This window comes from Halomonas sp. DQ26W, from assembly GCF_003339685.1.
Lineage (GTDB): Bacteria > Pseudomonadota > Gammaproteobacteria > Pseudomonadales > Halomonadaceae > Halomonas.
The window spans coordinates 1-20,236 of the sequence record NZ_QPKI01000040.1 but is presented as its reverse complement, the minus strand read 5'-3'; the positions used below and the strand labels follow the sequence as shown (position 1 = coordinate 20,236).

The window sequence follows — 20,236 nt, the reverse complement described above, 5'->3', positions numbered from 1 at the left end:
GCCGGGTCAAGGTGCAGTTCCCCTGGGACCGCTACGCCGAGCCCGATACCGCCGGGGCTGGCGGCGAAGCCGCTGAAACCGCCGGGGCTGGCGGCAAAGCCGCTGTGAATAGCGGAGCCAGCGCCTGGCTGAGAGTGAGCCAGGGCTGGGCTGGCGGCGGCTACGGTAGCATCGCCATTCCCAGGATCGGGCACGAGGTGATTGTCTCATTCCTCGAAGGCGATCCGGATCAGCCGCTGATCACCGGGCGCACCTACCACGCGGTGAACACCCCGCCCTACGCCCTGCCCGAGCACAAGACCCGCACCGTGATCCGCACCCAGAGCCACAAGGGCGACGGCTTCAACGAACTGCGCTTCGAGGACGAGGCCGAGCGGGAGCAGATCTGGCTGCACGCCCAGAAGGACCTGGAGCTGCTGACCAACAACGACCGCACCGAGGAGATCGGCAACGACAGCTTCCTCACCGTGCACAACGACCGCATCGGCGAGGTCCACGCCGATGACCACCTGACGGTACACGGCCAGCGGCACACCCAGGTCGACGGCGATGATCATTTGATCGTCGGCGCCACGCGCCATGAAAGGTACGGCCGTGCCCGGCTCATCGAAGCGGGCCAGGAAGTACACCACACCGCAGGCATCAAGGCGGTCATCGAGGCCGGCGCCGAGATCACCCTCAAGGCCGGCGGCAGCTTTATCAAGCTCGACCCCAGCGGCATCACCATCGTCGGCGCCCAGGTGAAGATCAACTCCGGTGGCAGCCCCGGTTCGGGAAGGGAACAGGCCGCGACGGCGGCGCTGCTGCCGGGGCAGGCCACCGTGGAAGCGAGCCAAGACGTGATGCTAAAGGCAAGCGGTCACTCCATGGAAGCCGGTGGCTTCATGGCGACCGCCCTGGCCGTTGCAGCCGCTGCCAACGCCACGCCAGAGCCCGAGGCCATAGATGACGACGCTATGGATGACGACGCCATGGAAGCGCTAGTGGAAGAGCCCGCCATTGACCCGGAGGAGGAGGCGCAGGAGAAGGCGGCCCGCTGGCAGTGCCGTCAGGGCCAGATCGCTGCAGCCCGGCAAAAGACGGAAAGCATGCCGGCCAATGACGAACGTGCCCACTTGCTGGCGGCTACCGAGAGATTCGAACGCAACAACGTGGCGGTGGAGCATGCCCGTCTATCGCAGCATGTCTATCATCCTGACCAGCCAGCGCCGACAGGGTGGGCGGACATTAGTCAGGATAAGGAGCTAATCCAGCGAGCGGGAATAACATCAACTAAGTTATTAACGTCCGACGACAGCAATTTTGGCGCAGGGATTTACATGCCGATAACGGGAGTTTTTGGTAGCGATTTCACACCTACGCTTAGCTTCAAGGGTACCAATTTCTCTGAGTTCGAGGATATCAAAAACAACCTAGCCCAAGGCTTGAATACACATTCAGATTTCTATGAAAGAGCCGTGAACACTGGCAGAAGAATCAAAGATTCTGGCGCAAAGATGCATTTCACAGGCCATTCATTGGGAGGTGGCCTAGCTTCGGCCGCCTCCCGGGCCAGTGGAATGTCAGCAACCACCTTCAATGCCGCCGGGCTTCACCCCAAGACGGTGGAACGCTACGGCGGCACGCTGCATAGGCCCGCTATCGAGAATATCCAGGCCTTCCGCATCAATGGCGATATCCTTACCAGCCTGCAGGAACATGGCTGGGGCTCGACCCTGGCAGGAGCGGGTGTCGGCTCATTGGTCGGCGGATGGAAAGGCGCGGCATTCGGCGCACTGGGCAGTAACGCACTGGCCATGCTGATGCCGGCGGCGGAGGGTACGCCCTACCGCCTGCCCGGTCGGGGAACGAACCCCATCGAGCGTCACAGCATGGTCCAGGTCATCGAGGGGCTGGAAGCCCAGAAGGCGATGGACCAGCGCGTCATTGCCGATGCCACCGGCCGGCAGTGCCACTAGCCAAAGGCCAATAGCAAGGGGACACCATGCACACCACCAGGACGCGATACGGTCAAATCCACTGGGCCATTTTCATCCTGTTGCTGACGGCACTGCTTGTCAGCGGCTGCCAACCATCCAAGGGGCTTAGCATGTCACGCAACTACTCTGCCGAGGATATCTTTACCGGCCCGCAGCTCGAACTGGCCCGAGCCATCGAACGCAACGACATGGCGGCGCTACGCCGGGGGGCCGAAGGCGTCGATCTCAATGCTCAGGGCAAGCAGCAGATGACGCTGATGTGGTTTGCCATGATGCGGAAGAATACCGATGCCATCCGCACTCTGGTGGAGCTGGGCGTGCACCCGAGCGACGATGCCATGGATGGCATGCCGGCACGCACTCCCCTGGGAGCCGCGTTGATGAGTGAGGATACGTTTTATCTGGAAGCCATGCTGGATGGTGGACTCTCACCCAATGACGGCGACGAAGATGGCATCCCCCTGCTAGAAAAAGCCGTGATAAGCGGCACTCTAAACCATGTAAAATTATTAGTGAAAGATGGCGCTCATATTGAGGCGACAACCCGAGAAGGAAAAAACTCAAGCGCTTTTGATGAAAGCACATTAGGTACAAAGCCAGAAATCGCAATATATCTACTGGAGCAGGGGGCCATCCCTGACTTCCGCTCTGAAACCGGGGTGACTACGGCTTGGCGGATCCAAAATCGTCTTGATGAGTTAAAGCCAGGCCCTATGCGTGATAGCTTTACTAACCTAAGAAATATGATGATTGAGCGTGGCGTCCAGTTTCCCCCTCCTTCCCCTCTAGAAGTACGAGAACAGATGCGTACCGAAGGTCTGACTCCGGTTGTACCCTTTGGACATGATCGCTGATTGCCTATCACCGGAAATAGCTCGTCCAGGTCATCCTGCCCATTCATCCATTGGGTGGACTCTCCAGCCTGGGCCGCTGCCCCCCCGGAGTCAGGGGTGGCAGCCGCGGATCCACTCGACGAAGCGCCCACCGGGGCGATAGTGATCGAGAATGGAGAAGTGGTCGTCAGTATCCAGGGTATTGGTATTGGCCTCGATGCCCTGGCCGCGCAGATGCTCGCCATGGGCCAGCATCTGCCGCTCGAACTCGCTGGACTCCTTGCCACCGGCCACCAGGGAGACCCTGGCCGGAACCCGGCAGGGCTGGAACAGGGGGCTGTAGTCGGCGACATCGCGTCCGGTGAGCTGGAGCTTGGGTTGCAGCCATGACCAGGGGAAGGGGCGCAGGTCAAAAAGGCCGCTGATCGCCAATGCACTGCGAATCAGGTCGTTGGGCAGGCCGTAGTCCTCCTCCCAGTCGGTGACCAGCAGCATGGCGCAGAGATGGCCTCCCGCGGAGTGCCCGGAAACGCTCAGCTGGTGGGGGTCGACGCCCAGCGATTCGCCGTAACGATGCATCCAGGCCACCGCCGCACGGCTCTGGCGCACCAGTTCGCCGAACGGCACGGAGGGACAGAGCGCGTAGTTGACCACCGCCACCGTGATGCCAGCCTCGACCAGGCCGTCGACGACAAAGCCGAAATCCTTGTGGCTCAGCGAACGCCAGTAGCCACCGTGGAAGAAGAGGTGCACCGGCGGGCGACTGTCCGCGGAAACGTCGCCATCGGCATGGTAGATATCCATACACTCGGCCAGCGTCGGGCCGTAGGCCAGGTCCTCGGTCGCTCGGTAGCGGGCACGTGAGGCCTCGCTTCTCTCGCGCCACCCTTCCAGCAGCTTGGGCATTGCCAACGGGTCTCGGCCCTTCGAGGGGTCGTACTCGCGATCGATCTCCTCCTGGGTAGCAAACTCCCGGTAGAGCATGTTCGGCTCCTGTGGTTATCGTTGTTGTTGGTGGCTGTGATTCATGCCAGGGCGGCGTGACGCTCCTGGAAGGCCGATAGCACCATGCCCAGCGGCGCCAGTGCCAGCACCACGAAACCGATCAGCGTCCAGCCGGGCAGCGAGATACCCATGAGCAGGAAGTCGATCTCGGCGCATTCGCCGGAACCCGAGAACACCATGGCCATCACGTCGCGCAGTGGCAGAACATCCATCATGTAGTCGAGACCGGGGCCGCAGCTCGGCACCTGGTCCGGCGGAAGCGATTGCAACCAGAGGTGGCGCCAGGCCACCGCGATGCCGCCGATCACCGCGGCCAGCGACAGCCCTCCATAGACGACGGCGCCCAACCGCCCACGCGGGTTGTGAATGGCAGCAACGAGGAATACTGCCGCCGCCGCCAACACCGCCACACGCTGGAATATACAGAGCGGACAGGGGTCCAGGCCGGCGATATGCTCGAGCCCCAGCGCCACCAGCATCATCAAGGCACAGAAGGCCAGGCCGGCCAGGCTCCAGTGACGCACGCTCAGCCGCTGCAGCGTCGAGGTCATGAGGTTTCACTCCGGCTTGCCGCCACAGCGGCGCGCGGCTCACGGGCGCTATCGAAGTACTGGCTGAGGAACGCATCAAAATCCTCGACATCGGCGGCTTCGATCTCGCCCTGCTGCTGATGCGAAGTCTCCACCAGCTGATCGAACAGCGCCTCGCGGGCCGGATCCATGGGCTCGGCCCGCAGCTGTGCGGCCTGCTCCCTGGCCATGGCGAGAACAAGATCGATGAACTCCTCGCCGCTCTCCTCGAGCCGGCTCAATAGCTTGCCGGACGGAGTCAACGATGGATCGGAGAGGCTCGGCACCTGTGCTGCCAAGGCATCGCGGTGCGGCGAGTCCTCCTCGAGCTGGTCGAGCAGTTCGGCCACCTGCTCCATCTCCGCGCAGATCTCCCCGCCCCAGTCGGCCACCGAGCGACGCTTGCCATCGTGCTCCAGGCGCAGCTCTGGGTCGCGCCCGCGCTCCACTACACGCTGGCGATTGTCGTCTAGCCGGTCACACTCCTCGTCGGGAATCCAGGGGCTCTCGGAGAGCAGGCACCACATCAGGAAGGTATCGAGGAAACGCAGGCGGGGCTCGTCGATACCCAGGGCGAGCGACGGGTCGAGATCGAGACAGCGCACCTCGATGTACTCTACGCCGCGCGCCTCCAGTGCCTGGCTGGGGGTCTCGTTTTGACGCGTGACACGCTTGGGGCGGATGTCGCTGTAATACTCGTTTTCGATCTGCAGGATATTGGCATTGAGCTGTTGCCAGTCTCCATTTTCCTCTACGCCCATGGCCGCATAGGCGGGCCAGGGTGTGGAAATGGCATGGCGCAGGGTGCCGACATAGTTGGACAGCGAGTTGAAGCAGATCTTCAGTTGCGCCTGCACCTTGTTCTGGTAGCCCAGGTCCGACATGCGCAGGCTGGTGGCATGGGGCGAGACCAGGGTATCGCGGCCGTGGGCCTGCAGCTTGTCGGGAATCTTGCCGTCGGGAAGGAAGCTGCGGTCCAGCGCCGGCGAGGCGCCGAACAGGTAGAGCAGCAACCAGCTGTGACGACGGAAATTGCGGATCAGCCCGAAGTAACGGCCGGAGCGATAGTCGTTCATGGGGGTGTCGGTCGCGCCATCCCGCTTCCTCAGCACCTCCCACAGCTCATTGGGCAGCGAAACATTGTAATGAATGCCGGCGATCGCCTGCATGATCCTGCCGTAACGCACGTCCAGCCCCTTGCGATAGACGTGCTTCATGGTGCCCACATTGGAGCTGCCGTAATCGGCGATGGTCACGCTGTCGTTGCCATCGAGGCGTGAGGGCATGCTGGCCGGCCAGATCAGCTCACTGCCCAGCTGGCGATAGCTGAAGCGGTGGAGGTCGGCCAGGAAGGACATGGCATCGCCCGGACGGCAGTAGACCGGCGTGATGTACTCCAGCAGCGCTTCAGAGTAGTCGGTGGTGATATAGGGGTGGGTCAGCTTGGAGCCCAGCGCCCGGGGGTGCGGTGTGTCGGCGATGCGACCCTGGGCATCGACGCGCAGCCCCTCCTTCTCGATGCCTCGCAACAGTCGACCGAAGCGACCTTGGGCGGCGAGAGCGGAAAGGTGTGAAACGATGGCAGTGTATGAATCAGACAAGGCATTGACCCCATGTCTCGGAAGCCTGATGCAGGTTCCCCGGTCGAAGCGTACCGGCCGCCGAAAACGGCCGACAATGGGCTAACAGTATTTGACGAGAGTATGGCGCCAGGCGTGGAGGGTTCAAGACTTGCCCTTCTTTGCCTTGAGCAGCGCAGCTCCCAGAGCCCCCACCGGGCTGGTCTGCTGGCTCTGTTCCGCGGTGCCATTTCGGCGCGCCGGCTTGCCCTGGCCCCGGCGCTCGTCACCACCACCGCGGCGCGGCTTACCGCTCGCCTCCTCGCCCGGTTGGTCGTCCAGGCGCATGGTAAGGCCGATACGGGCACGCTCGAGATCAACGCTCATCACCTTGACCTTGACGATATCACCGGCCTTGACCACGGTGCGCGGATCATCGACGAACTTGTCCGACAGGGCCGATATGTGCACCAGCCCGTCTTGATGCACGCCGATATCGACGAAGGCGCCGAAGTGCGTCACGTTGGTGACGGTACCCTCGAGGATCATGCTGGGCTCCAGGTCCTTGAGCGTCTCCACCCCCTCGCGGAACTCGGCGGCCTTGAATTCGGGCCGCGGATCACGGCCCGGCTTGTCGAGTTCCTTGAGGATATCGCTGATGGTGGGCACGCCGAAACGCTCGTCGGCGAATTCGGCCGGCTTTACCGCCTTCAGGGTGGCACTGTCGCCGACCAGGCTGGCCAGTTCCCGGCCGCTGCGCTTGGCGATACGCTCCACCAGCGGGTAGGCCTCGGGGTGGACCGCACTGGCGTCAAGCGGGTTATCGCCGTTCATGATGCGCAGGAAACCCGCGCACTGCTCGAAGGTCTTGGGACCCAGGCGACTCACGTCGAGCAACTGCCTGCGGCTGACAAAGGCACCCTCGGCGTTGCGCCTGGCGACGATATTCTCGGCCAGCGCCGGGTTGAGGCCCGCCACGCGGGAGAGCAGCGCACTCGATGCCGTGTTGAGGTCCACCCCGACGGCATTCACACAGTCCTCGATCACCGTTTCCAGGCTACGGGAGAGCTGCAGCTGGGAGACATCGTGCTGGTACTGCCCCACGCCGATCGCCTTGGGCTCGATCTTGACCAGCTCGGCCAGCGGGTCCTGCAAGCGCCGGGCGATGGAAACCGCCCCGCGGATGGTGACGTCCAGGTCGGGCAACTCCCGGGACGCATACTCCGAGGCGGAGTAGATCGAGGCCCCCGCCTCACTGACCATTACCTTGGCCAGCCCACGCTTACCCGGTCCCTGGCGTGAAGTGCACAGCTTGACCAGGTCGGCGGCGAGCCGATCGGTCTCGCGACTGGCGGTGCCGTTGCCCACCGCGATCAGCGCCACATCGTGGCGCTCCACCAGCCTCGCCAGCTCGGCCAGGGAAGCGTCCCAGGCGTTGCGGGGCGCATGGGGATAGATGGTGGCATGCTCGAGGAACTGGCCGGTGGCGTCCACCACGGCCACCTTGCAGCCGGTGCGCAGGCCAGGGTCGATGGCGAGTGTCGCCTTCTGTCCGGCCGGGGCGGCCAGCAACAAATCCTTGAGATTGGCGGCAAAGACGCCGATGGCGGCAAGCTCGGCGCTCTCGCGCAGCCGCCCCATCAGCTCGGTTTCCAGGTGGGTATAGAGCTTGACCCGCCAGGTCCAGCGCACGACGTCTGCAAGCCACTTGTCGGCGGCACGACCCTCGTCGCGGATCTCGAAGTGGCGGGCGATGGCGACCTGGGCCGGGTGGATCGGCGCCTCGTCTTCGCCGGGCAGGCGAATCGCCAGTGTCAGTACACCTTCGTTACGGCCGCGGAACATCGCCAGCGCCCGATGCGACGGCACCTTGGCCAGCTTCTCGTCATGCTCGAAATAGTCGGAGAACTTGGCGCCTTCGCGCTCCTTGCCGGCCAGCACCCTGGCGCTTAGCTCGCCTTCGTTCCACAAGCGTTCGCGCAGACGCCCGACCAGCTCGGGATCCTCGGCGAAGCGCTCCATCAGGATCTGTCTCGCCCCATCCAGGGCCGCCTTGGCATCTTCCACTGCGGGGATATCGCCCTCGGCAGGACGCAGATAGCGGCCGGCTTCTGTCTCCGGCTCCAGTGCCGGATCGGCGAACAGGGCATCGGCCAGCGGCTCGAGCCCCGCCTCCCGGGCGATCTGCGCCTTGGTGCGGCGCTTCTTCTTGTACGGCAGGTAGAGATCTTCCAGGCGCTGCTTGGTGTCGGCCGCCTGGATCTGTGCCGCCAGGGCATCGGTCAGCTTGCCCTGCTCGTCGATGGCGGAGAGCACGGTACCGCGCCGCTCCTCGAGCTCGCGCAGATAACGCAGACGCTCATCGAGCTGGCGCAGCTGGGTGTCATCGAGGCCACCGGTGACCTCCTTGCGATAGCGCGAGATGAAGGGCACGGTGGCCCCGCCGTCGAGCAGCTCCACCGTGGCCGATACCTGTTGCGGTCGAACGGCGAGTTCTTCGGCGAGGCGTGAAATGATTCGGGTCGTGGCTTCCATGACATCCTTGATGTAGCAACAGCAAAAGATCGCGCCAAGTTACCATAAACGCCACGCCCTCGCCGCAGCCAGCGTCAGCGCCGCCAGCCGATATCGTTCACGTTATTGGCCACGATTCTTGCGGCTGACTTCACGCTGTAGCCGGGATAAACGCCAACGCCAGCCCATTGTTGCACCAGCGCAGGCCGGTGGGCTCGGGTCCATCACTGAAGACATGACCCTGATGACCGTGGCAGCGGGCGCAGTGATATTCGGTTCGCGGCCAGATCATGCTGAAGTCGAGCTGGCTGAGCAGGTGGCCTTCGACGTGCTCGAAGAAGCTCGGCCAGCCGGTGCCGGAGTCGTATTTCATGGCGCTGGTGAACAGCAGAAGGTCGCAGCCGGCGCAGTGGTACTCCCCCTCACGCCATTCGCTGTCCAGCGGGCTCGACCAGGGCGGCTCGGTGCCGTGGTCGCGCAGAATTTCATATTGCGCTGGAGAAAGCCGCTCGCGCCACTCCTCGCTGGAGAGTTCCAGCCGCTCGAGCCCCGGCGCGGGTTCGAGGTTCAGGCGGGGAAAGCCCCAGGCCGCTCCCGGCAGCAGTCCCACCGCGCCGGTGGCGCCGATCAGCCCCAGAAAATGTCGTCGCTTCATTTCGGCTCTCCTCGTTGATATCGCTCGTTCCAGCATGGCCCTGGCGACCAGGCGGGACGCACAACGAAACGGGGAAGGACGATTGTCCTTCCCCGTTCAGACCGCTGGAACCTCGGCGGGTTCGCCTCAGGTCAGGCTGGGCCCGGCCTTGACGATGGCATCGCTGACGCCGTCGAACTTCTTGAAGTTGTCGACGAACTTGGCTGCCAGGTCGCGCAGGTTACGGTCGTAGGCGGACGGGTCTTCCCATGTTTCGCGCGGGTCGAGCAAGCTCGAGTCGACGCCCGGCACCGATACCGGCACATCCAGGTTGAGCCCCTCGATACGCCGGGTCTCGATCTCGCGCAGCACGCCAGACTGAATGGCACTGATGATGGCGCGGGTGGTAGGGATGGAGAAACGCGAACCACCTTCACCATAGGCACCGCCGGTCCAGCCGGTGTTGACCAGATAGACCTGGGCATCCTTGGCCTCGACGCGCTTGATCAGCAGGTCGGCGTATTCACGCGCCGGGCGCGGAAAGAAAGGTGCACCGAAACAGGTGGAAAAGGTCGCCTCGAGACCGGCGGAGGAGCCCATCTCGGTGGAGCCCACCTTGGCGGTATAGCCGGAGAGAAAATGATAGGCCGCGGCTTCCTTGGAGAGCACCGACACTGGGGGCAGCACACCTGACATATCACAGGTCAGGAAGATGATGGCATTGGGCTCACCCGCGCGATTTTCCGGCACACGCTTGTCCACATGCTCCAGCGGGTAGGCGGCACGGGAGTTCTGGGTCAGGCTGTCGTCGGTGTAGTCAGGCTCACGACGGTCGTCGAGCACGACGTTTTCCAACACGGTGCCGAATTTTATGGCATCCCAGATCACCGGCTCGTTCTTGGCCGAGAGGTCGATGCACTTGGCATAACAGCCTCCCTCGATGTTGAACACGGTGCCCGGACCCCAGCCATGCTCGTCATCGCCGATCAGGTAGCGTGCCGGGTCCGCCGAGAGCGTGGTCTTGCCGGTGCCGGAGAGTCCGAAGAAGAGTGCCGTCTCGCCATCCTCGCCGACGTTGGCCGAGCAGTGCATGGGCAGCACATCGGAGGCCGGCAGCAGGTAATTCTGAACCGAGAACATCGCTTTCTTCATCTCCCCGGCATAACGCATGCCGGCGATCAGTACCTTCTTCTGAACGAAGTTGATGATCACGGTGCCATCGGAGTTGGTGCCATCACGACTCGGCTCGCACTCGAAGTGCGGCGCGTTGAGGATGGTCCACTCGTCCTTGATGGACGGGTTGTAGGCTTCCGGGCGTACGAACATGGTACGGCCGAAGAGATTGTGCCAGGCCGTTTCGGTGGTCACGCGCGCCGGCAGGTAATGGATCGGATCACTGCCCACATGCAACTCGGACACGAAGCGCTCGCCACTGCTCAGGTACGCTTCGACGCGCTCCCAAAGCGCATCGAACTGTTCGACCGGGAAGGGACGGTTGACGCTGCCCCAGTCGATCTGGGAACTGGTCGAAGGCTCATCGACGATGAAGCGGTCTTTGGGGGAACGGCCGGTGCGCTCGCCGGTGTTCACCACCAGGGCACCGTTGGCAGCCAGTCGGCCTTCACCACGCGCCACTGACCGTTCGATGAGTTCGGCGCTGCTGAGATTGACGTGTGCTTGAGGAGCGGCTTGGGATGTGGTCATGTCATTTCCTGGGCCTTGCGGCCGGTTCTCTCTCGTGGGCCAGGCGTCCATAACGCCCTCTGCTATGAGGCTTCCGATCGTCCGTGCGGATGTATCGCGTCTTGTGTCGAGCCGATCGACTTTAAGGCGGGCGCCATTATGGCAAAAAGGAAGCCGACAGGAAACGCTGCCGTTGACCGAAGTTCTTGTAGTTTTACTACTACATCAATGCCATATCGCAGCAGGTTGAACCATATCGAATTTGTGCCATGCAGCATGATCCAGCATGGCTTCTTTGTAGTCGTCTATAGGCAGACAGAAGATACGACAACGGACATCTCGGTGCAGTCTTCTGTGAAGGGCTTCAGTGAACCGTGCGAGCATCCCCATCCGGCGCCGCCAACAGTGCCTCCACTTCAGGCTGGCCGAAGCGGTAATGGGTATGGCAGAAATGACACTGGGTCTCGATCTCACCCTGATCGGCCAACACCTCGCGTAGCTCGCTCTCTCCCAGGCCCAGCAGCGCCTCGCCAATACGCGCGCGGGAGCAGGTACAGCCGAAGCGCAACGGCTTGGGATCGAAGACGCGCACCGTCTCTTCATGATAGAGGCGATAAAGCACTTCCCGCTGGTCGAGCTCCAGGAGCTCGTCACTGCGCAGGGTCCGGGCGAGATGCACGCTTCGCTCCCAGGCATCGTCATCCTGGTTCATCGATTCATCGGGCAGGCGCTGCAGCAGGAGACCGCCGGTACGCGTTCCGTCCGACGTCAGCCGCAGAAAGGTCGGCAGTTGCTCAGACTGGGAGAAATAGGCTTCCAGGCATTCGGCCAGGCTGTCATGCTCCAGGGCCACGATACCCTGGTAGCGATTGCCCTCCTTCGGGTCCAGGGTAATCACAATATGGCCGTCGCCAACCAGGTCACGAAAACCCTGGCTGTCATCGGGCAGGTCGGTGTCGTCGGCCAGACGCGCAATGGCACGCAGCTCGCCGCCGGGGTTGGACTCGGCCATAAGCAGCGACAGCGCTCCCTGGCCTCGCACCTCGATGCTTAGGATACCGTCGAGCTTGACGGTATCGGTAAGCAAGGCAACAGCCGACAGCAGCTCACCCAGCAGCCGGTTGATCGCCGGTGGGTAGCCGTGACGGTCAAGCACATCGCCATAGGCGCGCTCGAGGGTAACGATCTCGCCACGCACATTGGTGCGCTCAAAGAGAAAACGCTGAATCTGGTCGCTCATGGCGTACTGTCTCGTAATGGGGCTCGGTTATTCGTCGTGCTGACGCTGAAAGCGGTGGATATCCCGACGCTGCTTCTTGTCGGGTCGGCGCAGAGGGTGCTGCATGGCCTGGCTGGTGAGGCGCCGGCCTTCGGCCTCGCGCAGGCGCCGTGCTTCACTCTCGGGTGTCTCGCGGTAGAGCTCACGCGCCTCGGTTGCGCCTCGGCGCTGGTCGGATAGTGAAACGACTTCCACTTCCCAGTGATCCCACCCCTGAGGCACGCGTACCAGCGCCCCGACCTCGACGCTCTTGCTGGTCTTGGCCCGGGAGCCGTTGTAGTGAACCTTGCCACCTTCTATGGCTTTCTTGGCCAGGGCACGGGTCTTGAAGAAGCGCGCGGCCCAGAGCCATTTATCGAGTCGTATATTATCCATTCCTTCCTCCCGATGCGTTCTCTCCTTCCGGTCCATTCTCTCTTTTCGGGGGCTTGTCGGCACGGGCTTCGGGTGGCAATGCCTCCGGCAGGATGGCGGCAAATCGATCCAGGGCGATAAACTCCTCCAGCTCTTTCTCCGGCCGGGTGCTGTCGGGCTGCTTGATCCCCAGCAAGTGGCGAATGCCATACTCCCGCGCGCTTTCCAGCACCTCCGGGTTGTCATCGATGAACAGGGTGCGGGCGGGATCGAAGGGCTCGATTTCCTGCAGCGCGAACCAGAACGCTTGGGCTTCCTTGGGCACACCCAGGTCGGCCGAGGAGACGATGGCGTCCAGGTAGTTCTCGAGACCGGTGATCGGCAGCTTCAGTTCCAGGCTCTCGCGGTCGGCATTGGTCGCCAGGATCACGCGAGGGTGCGCCGTCTTGAGCCACTCGAGAAAATCCAGGGCATCGTTGCGCAGACCGATGAGGTGCTGGATCTCGCGCTTCAGGGCGAGGATGTCTACCCCCAGCTCGCGACTCCAGTAGGCCAGGCTATACCAGTTGAGCGTGCCTTTCTCACGAATGATGCGTGCCCGCAGAACCTCCTGGGTTGCTTCATCAAGCCGGTGCAGCTCCACATAGCGCTTGGGCAGGTGCTCCAACCAGAAGTGGCTGTCGAAATGGAGGTCGAGCAAGGTGCCGTCCATATCCAGCAGGACGGTATCGATGGCGCGCCAGTCGATCATGGCGACTCCCGGTGGCGTCGGTGCGGTGGAAGGCGTGATATTGTACTCAATCGATCCCCTCGGTGCATGCCTGGCCAGCAAGTTCAGACCGCCGTCGGCTCACCTGTTCGCAACGGAGCTCTCATGTCCGAGACATTCTATCTGCAAAAACCACAGGTCCTGTCACGCCAATCGGTGGCCAGAAGCCGTCTGTTTCACATCGAGGCGCTGGAACTTCGTTTTGCCAACGGTGCCGAGCGCACCTTCGAGCGATTGACCGGCAGCGATCACGGCGCGGTCATGATCATCGCCATGCCCGACCCCGAGCATGTGCTGTTGATCCGCGAGTATGCGGCCGGCTTCGAAGACTATGTGCTTACCCTGCCCAAGGGGCTCGTCGACCCAGGAGAGGACCTCGTCACCGCCGCCAACCGTGAGCTGATGGAGGAGTGCGGTTTCGGCGCCAAGCATATCGAGCCGCTGGTGGAGCTGTCGTTGGCTCCCAACTACATGCGCCACCGCATGCAGGTGATGCTGGCAACCGAGCTCTACCCGAAACGCCTGCCCGGTGACGAACCAGAACAACTGGTTGTCGAAACCCATGCTCTCGAGGAAATCCCTGCCCTGCTGTTGCGTGAGGATTTCCATGAGGCGCGGGCCATCGCGGCCCTGTTCATCGCCCGCGACACGCTGCGTCAGCGGCGCCGGGATGAGACCTCCCTGACCTGGTGACGATGACCTGATCATAGCAATGGGGGCATGGTAGGTGTAACGCCAGCGTCTTATCCCTGCAGATATCGCGGAATGCCACTCCCCTCCTTGAGGCGTATCCAGCGCTCCTGGCGGTGGCTATCCAGACCGGCCTCAAGCAGGTACATCACGTCCAGCGCTTCATCCACCGTTACCGGCGGCAACAGCCGATCAGCGAGGGCATCGGCAACGGCGGCGTAGTATGCCGGGTAGTTGCCGGGCATTCCGGGATGTTCCTGGCCCACCAGCGAAACCAACTCACTCTCCCCCTGGTTCAAGGTCAGACGGCCAGGTCGCTCATCGATACCCCAGAAGGGTGTCGGCACCTGGCCCGCACGCAGCCAATTCTCCTGCGGGTCGCGACCATACTTGACGAAACTACCCTGAGTGCCGTGCAGTGCCAACTGCGGTGTCGATTCGGCCACCAGTGAGCTGGCCTTCAGGGTCACCCGCAGGTCACCATAATCGAGCAGGGCCAGGAAATCATCGTCCACCACGGCCTCGTCCCGGGCAGCCTTCAGGTCCAGCAGAATGGCTCGCGGCATGCCGAACAGCACATTGACCTGATCGAGCAGATGGGCGCCGAGATCGAACCAGATGCCGCTGCCGGGCTTCTGCCGCTCTCGCCAGCGATCGGCGACCTGGGGTCGGTAGCGGTCGAACCGCAGTTCCAGCGACACCGGCCGTCCCACGCGGCCGGAGGCCAACAGCGCCTGGAGGGTGAGGAAGTCGCTGTCCCAGCGACGGTTGTGGAAGATGCTGACCATTCGCTCTTGCTTCTCGGCTTCGGCCTTGAGCAGCCGCGCTTCCGGCACCGACACGGTAAAGGGCTTGTCGATGACCAGATGCTTGCCGGCCACCAGCGCCGCCTTGCCCAGCGGGAAGTGGGTATCGTTCGGGGTGGCAATGACGACCAGGTCGATATCGTCACGTGCAACGAGCGCCGCCACCTTGGGCAGCACTTCCACATCGGGCAAGGTTTCATGTACCCGCTTTGGTTCACTGCTGACCACGGCCAACAGCTCCAGCCCTAGCGCGGCCTGTATCAGCGGTGCATGAAAGACACGGCCAGCATTGCCGAAACCGACCAGGCCGACACCGTAGGTTCGCTTCATCATGAAAATCTCGCTTGATGGCATCGGTACGCCGGGCGAGGACCCGGCGCACGGGACAGTCGAGGATCAATCAAGCTTTGTGAGGTCGCGCACCGCACCCTTGTCGGCAGAGGTGGCTAGCAGCGCATAGGCCTTGAGTGCTGCCGAAACCTTGCGGGTGCGCTGGATACTCGGCTTCCAGGCTTGACTGCCACGCGCCAATTCCGCTTCACGCCGCACCGCCAGTTCGTCGTCAGAGAGCTTGACGTCGATCGAGCGATTGGGGATATCGATACGGATGATATCGCCGGAACGCACCAGGCCGATGGAGCCACCTGCTGCGGCTTCCGGCGAGGCGTGACCAATGGAGAGTCCCGAGGTACCGCCGGAGAAGCGGCCATCGGTCAGCAGTGCACACGCCTTGCCCAGCCCCTTGGACTTCAGGTAAGAGGTCGGGTAGAGCATTTCTTGCATACCAGGGCCGCCCTTGGGGCCTTCGTAGCGGATCACCACCACTTCGCCCTCTTTCACCTTGCCCTCGAGCACATGCTCCACCGCCTGGTCCTGGGATTCGACAACGTGGGCCGGACCCTCGAAGACCAGAATCGAGTCGTCGACGCCGGCGGTCTTCACCACGCAACCGTCCACGGCGATGTTGCCGAACAGCACGGCCAACCCACCTTCCAGGGAAAAGGCATGCTCCAGGTCGCGGATACAGCCGGTGGCGCGATCGCCATCCAGGCTCGGCCAACGGGCGCTCTGGGAGAAGGCCGTCTGGGTAGGGATGCCACCGGGGCCTGCCTTGTAGAATTCGACCACCTCGGGACTCGGCGAGCGCATGATGTCCCACTCGTCCAGGGCGTCCCTGAGGGTATCGCCGTAGACGGTAGGCACCCGGGTATCCAGCACCCCGGCACGCTCCAGCTCACCAAGAATCGCCATGATACCGCCGGCGCGATGACAATCTTCGATGTGATACTGCTGGGTGTTGGGCGCCAGCTTGCACAGCTGAGGCACTTCCCGCGACAGCCGGTCGATATCGGCCATGGTGAAGTCGATCTCGCCCTCCTGGGCGGCGGCGAGCAGGTGCAGGATGGTGTTGGTGGAACCGCCCATGGCGATATCCAGGGTCATGGCGTTCCTGAAGGCCGCCTTGGAACCAATGGCGCGGGGTAACAGGTGCGCCTCATTGCCTTCGTAGTAGCGCTTGGCCAGGTCGACGATGCGGTGACCCGCCTCCTCGAACAGGCGACGCCGGTCGCTGTGGGTCGCCAGCACCGTGCCGTTGCCCGGCAGCGCCAGGCCTAGCGCCTCCATCAGACAGTTCATGGAGTTGGCGGTGAACATGCCGGAGCAGCTGCCACAGGTGGGGCAGGCGCTACGCTCGATTTCGGCGATATCCTCGTCGCTGTAGCTATCGTCGGCGGCATAGATCATCGCATCGATCAGGTCGATGCCGTGGTCGAGCAGCTTGGTCTTGCCCGCCTCCATGGGACCGCCGGAGACGAAGATCACCGGAATATTGAGGCGCATGGCGGCCATCAACATGCCGGGAGTGATCTTGTCGCAGTTGGAAATGCACACCAGGGCGTCGGCACAGTGGGCGTTGACCATGTACTCGACGCTGTCGGCGATGATGTCGCGGCTCGGCAGCGAATAGAGCATGCCGTCGTGACCCATGGCGATGCCATCGTCCACCGCGATGGTATTGAACTCCTTGGCGACCCCGCCCGCCTTCTCGATCTCCCGGGCCACCAGCTGGCCCATATCCTTCAGGTGTACGTGCCCCGGCACGAACTGGGTGAAGGAATTGGCCACGGCGATGATCGGCTTGTGGAAGTCCTCGTCCTTCATGCCGGTGGCACGCCACAGGGCGCGGGCGCCGGCCATGTTGCGACCGGCGGTGGTGGTACGGGAGCGGTATTCGGGCATGGTGTCCTCTTTATGCGCCAGAGACGCAATATCGTTCGTGCCGTCTTGGTTGCCATGGCGGCGATTGACGGTCTCGGTGTCCAGTATCAGCAGATTCTGTCATGCACTGGGCGTGGCGGCTAGAGCAACAACGGGCTGCCGTCAGGGAGCATTTGGCTACCGTAAAGCACCCAGACATCCAACGCCGGTCCCAACTCCTCGATCAAGCGCAGCTTGTCCGGGTGCTGTTCCAGGGCCTGTCTGGCACAAATACCTGCCTCGAAACGCCCTTCCAGCAACCCCTCAGCCACCGCCACGGTGGTGGGCGCATCGATTTCCTCTTCGAAAACCGTGAGGTCGGTGTAATAGCGAGTGGCCGGCTGGCGTACCACCTGGCGAGGCTCGGCGATATCACGACGTGCCAGCAGCGCCAGAGGATGGCTACCGGCGACGAAGGCGTCGATCGGAAAGGCACGATGCATGTAGCGGCCGATGCAGTCGGCGTGGCTGAAGTGAGCGGTACACTGCAGCACACGGTCCACCTCCCCCGCCGCCAGTGCGGTGAACGCCGAAGGGAAGTCATCGAACAGCCTCACCTCGGCATCGGCGGGACCGCGCGCCTCGAGGTACCGGCGCAGTACCAGCACGTGGTTGTTGCCCTCAGGGCCCAGCGTGGCAAAGATCATCTCTCTACTCCTCAGAACTCTCCGATAACCACTGGCCTTGGTAACCTCCGCCAAGGCGCCTGTCGGCGCCAGTCGCGATGCAGAGCAGCGCTCCAACAGCTGATTTTTCTGCCATGCCGGACAATTGCCACCCTGTTGGAGGAAGCTTCAGCTCACGACTGGAGGCCGAAGGCCTCCTGGCGGTGTTGCCCAACGCTGGCGATAACCACTGGCCTTGCCGACTCCGCCAAGGCGCCTGTCGGCGCCAGTCGCGATGCAGAGCAGCGCTCCAACAGCTGATTTTTCTGCCATGCCGGACAATTGCCACCCTGTCGGAGGAAGCTTCAGCTCACGACTGGAGGCCGAAGGCCTCCTGGCGGTGTTGCCCAACGCTGGCGATAACCACTGGCCTTGCCGACTCCGCCAAGGCGCCTGTCGGCGCCAGTCGCGATGGGAACCAGCGCTCCAACAGCTGATTTTTCCTGCCATGCCGGACAATTGCCACCCTGTTGGAGGAAGCTTCAGCTCAAGACTGGAGGCCGAAGGCCTCCTGGCGGTGTTGCCCAACGCTGGCGATAACCACTGGCCTTGCCGCCTCCGCCAAGGCGCCTATCGGCGCCAGTCGCGATGGGAACCAGCGCTCCAACAGCTGATTTTTCTGCCATGCCGGACAATTGCCACCCTGTTGGAGGAAGCTTCAGCTCACGACTGGAGGCCGAAGGCCTCCTGGCGGTGTTGCCCAACGCTGGCGATAACCACTGGCCTTGCCGACTCCGCCAAGGCGCCTATCGGCGCCAGTCGCGATGGAAACCAGCGCTCCAACAAGGTCGGCGACTACCGCCCTGTCGGAGGAAGCTTCAGCTCAAGACTGGAGGCCGAAGGCCTCCCGGCGGTGTTGCCTACACCGCAAAGATCACCAGGGCCCCTGCCACAACCAGCAGCACCCGCAGCCAGAGGGCGCGGCGGGCGATGACGCCGTAGGAGATCCCGCCCAGGCCGATGGCGATCTTCACCGCGTCGAATACCGCCGCGAAGGGGTCGAAGGCGAGGCGGATGATGTCCGGGTTGGCGACCATGGCCAGGGGGATGATATAGAGCCCGATGCCCAGCGCCATGGCCTTCATTGCTACCTTGAGCCAGTTCTCCCCCACCATCCCGGCGGCAATGAACACCCCGCCACACACGGGCGGCGTAATGGTCGAGAGCAGCGCGAACCAGAACACGAACAGGTGCGCCAACAGCGGCTCCAGCCCCAGGGCGATAAGCGCCGGCCCGGCCACCGAGACGCAGATCACGTAGGCGGCTGTGGTCGGTACCTCCATTCCCAGCACCAGGCAGGCGAGCGCGGTGAGCAGCAGCGCCGGCCACAGCATATCGTTGGAAAGGGAGAGGATACCCGAGGTGATCTTAACCCCCAGCCCGGTCATGGACAGCACGCCGATAACCAGTGAGGCACAAATGATAATCGAGCCGATGACCGCGACCTGACGCCCTGCCGTGACCATGGCATCAGCCATTCGCGAGGCGAAGCCGCGCACCGAGAAGCTGAGCGTCACGTCGAAGAACAACAGCAGCATGCCGGCGAAGATGGCCAGGCTCGCCGCATACTGGGGCGTATAGCCACCGAGAAAGATCCGCTCGAGCAGTATGACGAAGGGCACGGCGAAGAACAGCGAAGTGATCAGCACCTCCTTACCGCTCGGCCTGTCGCTTTCGGCCATGGGGCTCAGGTCATGGCGCGTGGCGTAAGCATTGATACCTACCCAGACGGTGGCGAAATACAAAATCGCTGGCAGCATTGCCGCTGCCATGATCTGGGTATAGGGCGTACCGGTAAGCTCGACCATGACGAAGGCTCCTGCCCCCATCAGCGGCGGCATGATCTGTCCGCCCGACGAGGCCACCGCCTCCACGCCACCGGCCAGGGCGCGCGGATAGCCCAGGCGCACCATGGTGGGAATGGTAATCGCCCCGGTAGAGGCAACATTGGCCGAGGCGGAGCCGGAGATCGAACCCATCAGGGCAGAGGAGATCACCGACACCTTGGCCGCCCCGCCTGTCAGCCGCCCGGCGAAGGCGCTGGCCATGTTCATGAAACCCTGCCCTGCCTCACCGGCATTGAGCACCGCGCCGAAGATGACGAAGATCGCCACCACCCCGACACTGACCCCGGTGAGCGAGCCCCAGAGACCGCCTTCGGCGATGGTCAGGGTGCCTACCAGGCTTTGCATGGGCAGCCCGGGGTGGCCGAACTGGCCGGGAATGTGGGCACCAAATATCGCATAGAGCAGCGCCGCCACCGCCACCAGGGGCAACGGCCAACCGATGGCGCGGCGGGCGGCCTCCAGCGCCAGCACAATGAGAAAGACGCCGATGACCATCTGCAGGTGAGTATCGATGAAGCCGTACTGCTGCGACAGCGCCTCTTCGTTGAAGGCGATGTAGCCGCAGGCGGCGATACCCAGCAGGGTCAGTGCCCAGCCGCTCCAGCGCTCGAACGGTGTGCGAGCGGCAAAGATCAGGACCCACGGCAACGCCAACGCCATGTGAATCGGCCGGCCCCCCAGTGTCAGGATGAGTGTCGTACCCTCTGATAGCCTGTTCTTATAAACCGATCAGGGGGCGAAAGGAGACACTCATGCCTCGTTACTCCGAGGAGCGCCGACAAGCCGTGGTG

At 63.1% G+C, this 20,236-nt stretch carries 14 protein-coding genes and 2 pseudogenes; 3 read left to right on the top strand and 13 right to left on the bottom strand.

The window, feature by feature from the left end:
- A pseudogene (locus tag DU490_RS16095) lies at nucleotides 1-842 on the top strand (type VI secretion system Vgr family protein); the annotation flags it as partial.
- 1,142 nt (nucleotides 843-1,984) lie between these two features.
- A complete protein-coding gene (locus tag DU490_RS16090; protein WP_114575264.1) occupies nucleotides 1,985-2,833 on the top strand; it encodes an ankyrin repeat domain-containing protein in 849 nt (282 codons plus the stop codon).
- Nucleotides 2,834-2,923: 90 nt separating this feature from the next.
- On the opposite strand, the gene DU490_RS16085 is transcribed toward DU490_RS16090, so the two are convergent.
- From DU490_RS16085 to yrfG, 9 genes are all read right to left on the bottom strand, one after another.
- Complete coding sequence (locus DU490_RS16085) at nucleotides 2,924-3,796, bottom strand: alpha/beta hydrolase (protein WP_114575263.1); 873 nt, start codon at nucleotides 3,794-3,796, stop codon at nucleotides 2,924-2,926.
- Between the two features lie 41 nt (nucleotides 3,797-3,837).
- Nucleotides 3,838-4,368, bottom strand: coding sequence for a disulfide bond formation protein B (locus DU490_RS16080; RefSeq protein WP_114575262.1), 531 nt, complete (start codon nucleotides 4,366-4,368; stop codon nucleotides 3,838-3,840).
- The gene (gene gshA, locus DU490_RS16075) at nucleotides 4,365-5,987 is read right to left on the bottom strand and encodes a glutamate--cysteine ligase (protein ID WP_114575261.1); all 1,623 of its coding nucleotides are present in this window, start codon (nucleotides 5,985-5,987) and stop codon (nucleotides 4,365-4,367) included. Before gshA ends, DU490_RS16080 begins: the two co-directional genes overlap by 4 nt.
- Before the next feature lie 123 nt (nucleotides 5,988-6,110).
- Nucleotides 6,111-8,480 (bottom strand): Tex family protein, encoded by a 2,370-nt coding sequence (locus tag DU490_RS16070; protein ID WP_114575260.1) that lies wholly within the window; start codon nucleotides 8,478-8,480, stop codon nucleotides 6,111-6,113.
- 130 nt (nucleotides 8,481-8,610) lie between these two features.
- Nucleotides 8,611-9,114, bottom strand: a complete 504-nt coding sequence (gene msrB, locus DU490_RS16065; RefSeq protein ID WP_114575259.1) for a peptide-methionine (R)-S-oxide reductase MsrB — start codon at nucleotides 9,112-9,114, stop codon at nucleotides 8,611-8,613.
- 126 nt (nucleotides 9,115-9,240) lie between these two features.
- A complete protein-coding gene (locus DU490_RS16060; protein WP_114575258.1) occupies nucleotides 9,241-10,797 on the bottom strand; it encodes a phosphoenolpyruvate carboxykinase in 1,557 nt (518 codons plus the stop codon).
- Between the two features lie 343 nt (nucleotides 10,798-11,140).
- Nucleotides 11,141-12,016, bottom strand: coding sequence for an Hsp33 family molecular chaperone HslO (hslO, locus tag DU490_RS16055; RefSeq protein ID WP_114575257.1), 876 nt, complete (start codon nucleotides 12,014-12,016; stop codon nucleotides 11,141-11,143).
- Between the two features lie 27 nt (nucleotides 12,017-12,043).
- Nucleotides 12,044-12,430 carry a ribosome-associated heat shock protein Hsp15 gene (gene hslR / locus DU490_RS16050; protein WP_114575256.1) on the bottom strand — a complete coding sequence of 129 codons (387 nt, stop codon included), beginning with the start codon at nucleotides 12,428-12,430 and terminating at the stop codon, nucleotides 12,044-12,046.
- Nucleotides 12,423-13,160, bottom strand: coding sequence for a GMP/IMP nucleotidase (yrfG, locus tag DU490_RS16045; protein WP_114575255.1), 738 nt, complete (start codon nucleotides 13,158-13,160; stop codon nucleotides 12,423-12,425). The genes hslR and yrfG overlap by 8 nt, the downstream gene beginning before the upstream one ends.
- Nucleotides 13,161-13,283: 123 nt before the next feature.
- Between yrfG and nudE the strand changes: the two genes are divergently transcribed.
- A complete protein-coding gene (gene nudE / locus DU490_RS16040; protein WP_114575254.1) occupies nucleotides 13,284-13,871 on the top strand; it encodes an ADP compounds hydrolase NudE in 588 nt (195 codons plus the stop codon).
- Between the two features lie 50 nt (nucleotides 13,872-13,921).
- Here the strand turns inward: nudE and DU490_RS16035 are convergent, their stop codons facing one another.
- From DU490_RS16035 to DU490_RS16020, 4 genes and pseudogenes are all read right to left on the bottom strand, one after another.
- Entirely contained in the window at nucleotides 13,922-15,004 is a 1,083-nt protein-coding gene (locus DU490_RS16035) for an oxidoreductase (RefSeq protein WP_181870074.1), read from the bottom strand.
- A 66-nt stretch (nucleotides 15,005-15,070) separates the two neighbouring features.
- The gene (ilvD, locus tag DU490_RS16030) at nucleotides 15,071-16,915 is read right to left on the bottom strand and encodes a dihydroxy-acid dehydratase (protein ID WP_114575252.1); all 1,845 of its coding nucleotides are present in this window, start codon (nucleotides 16,913-16,915) and stop codon (nucleotides 15,071-15,073) included.
- A gap of 119 nt (nucleotides 16,916-17,034) precedes the next feature.
- Nucleotides 17,035-17,580, bottom strand: coding sequence for a hypothetical protein (locus tag DU490_RS16025; protein WP_114575251.1), 546 nt, complete (start codon nucleotides 17,578-17,580; stop codon nucleotides 17,035-17,037).
- An 878-nt stretch (nucleotides 17,581-18,458) separates the two neighbouring features.
- Nucleotides 18,459-20,126, bottom strand: a pseudogene (locus DU490_RS16020) (TRAP transporter permease); the annotation flags it as partial.
- Between the last annotated feature and the right edge of the window lie 110 nt (nucleotides 20,127-20,236).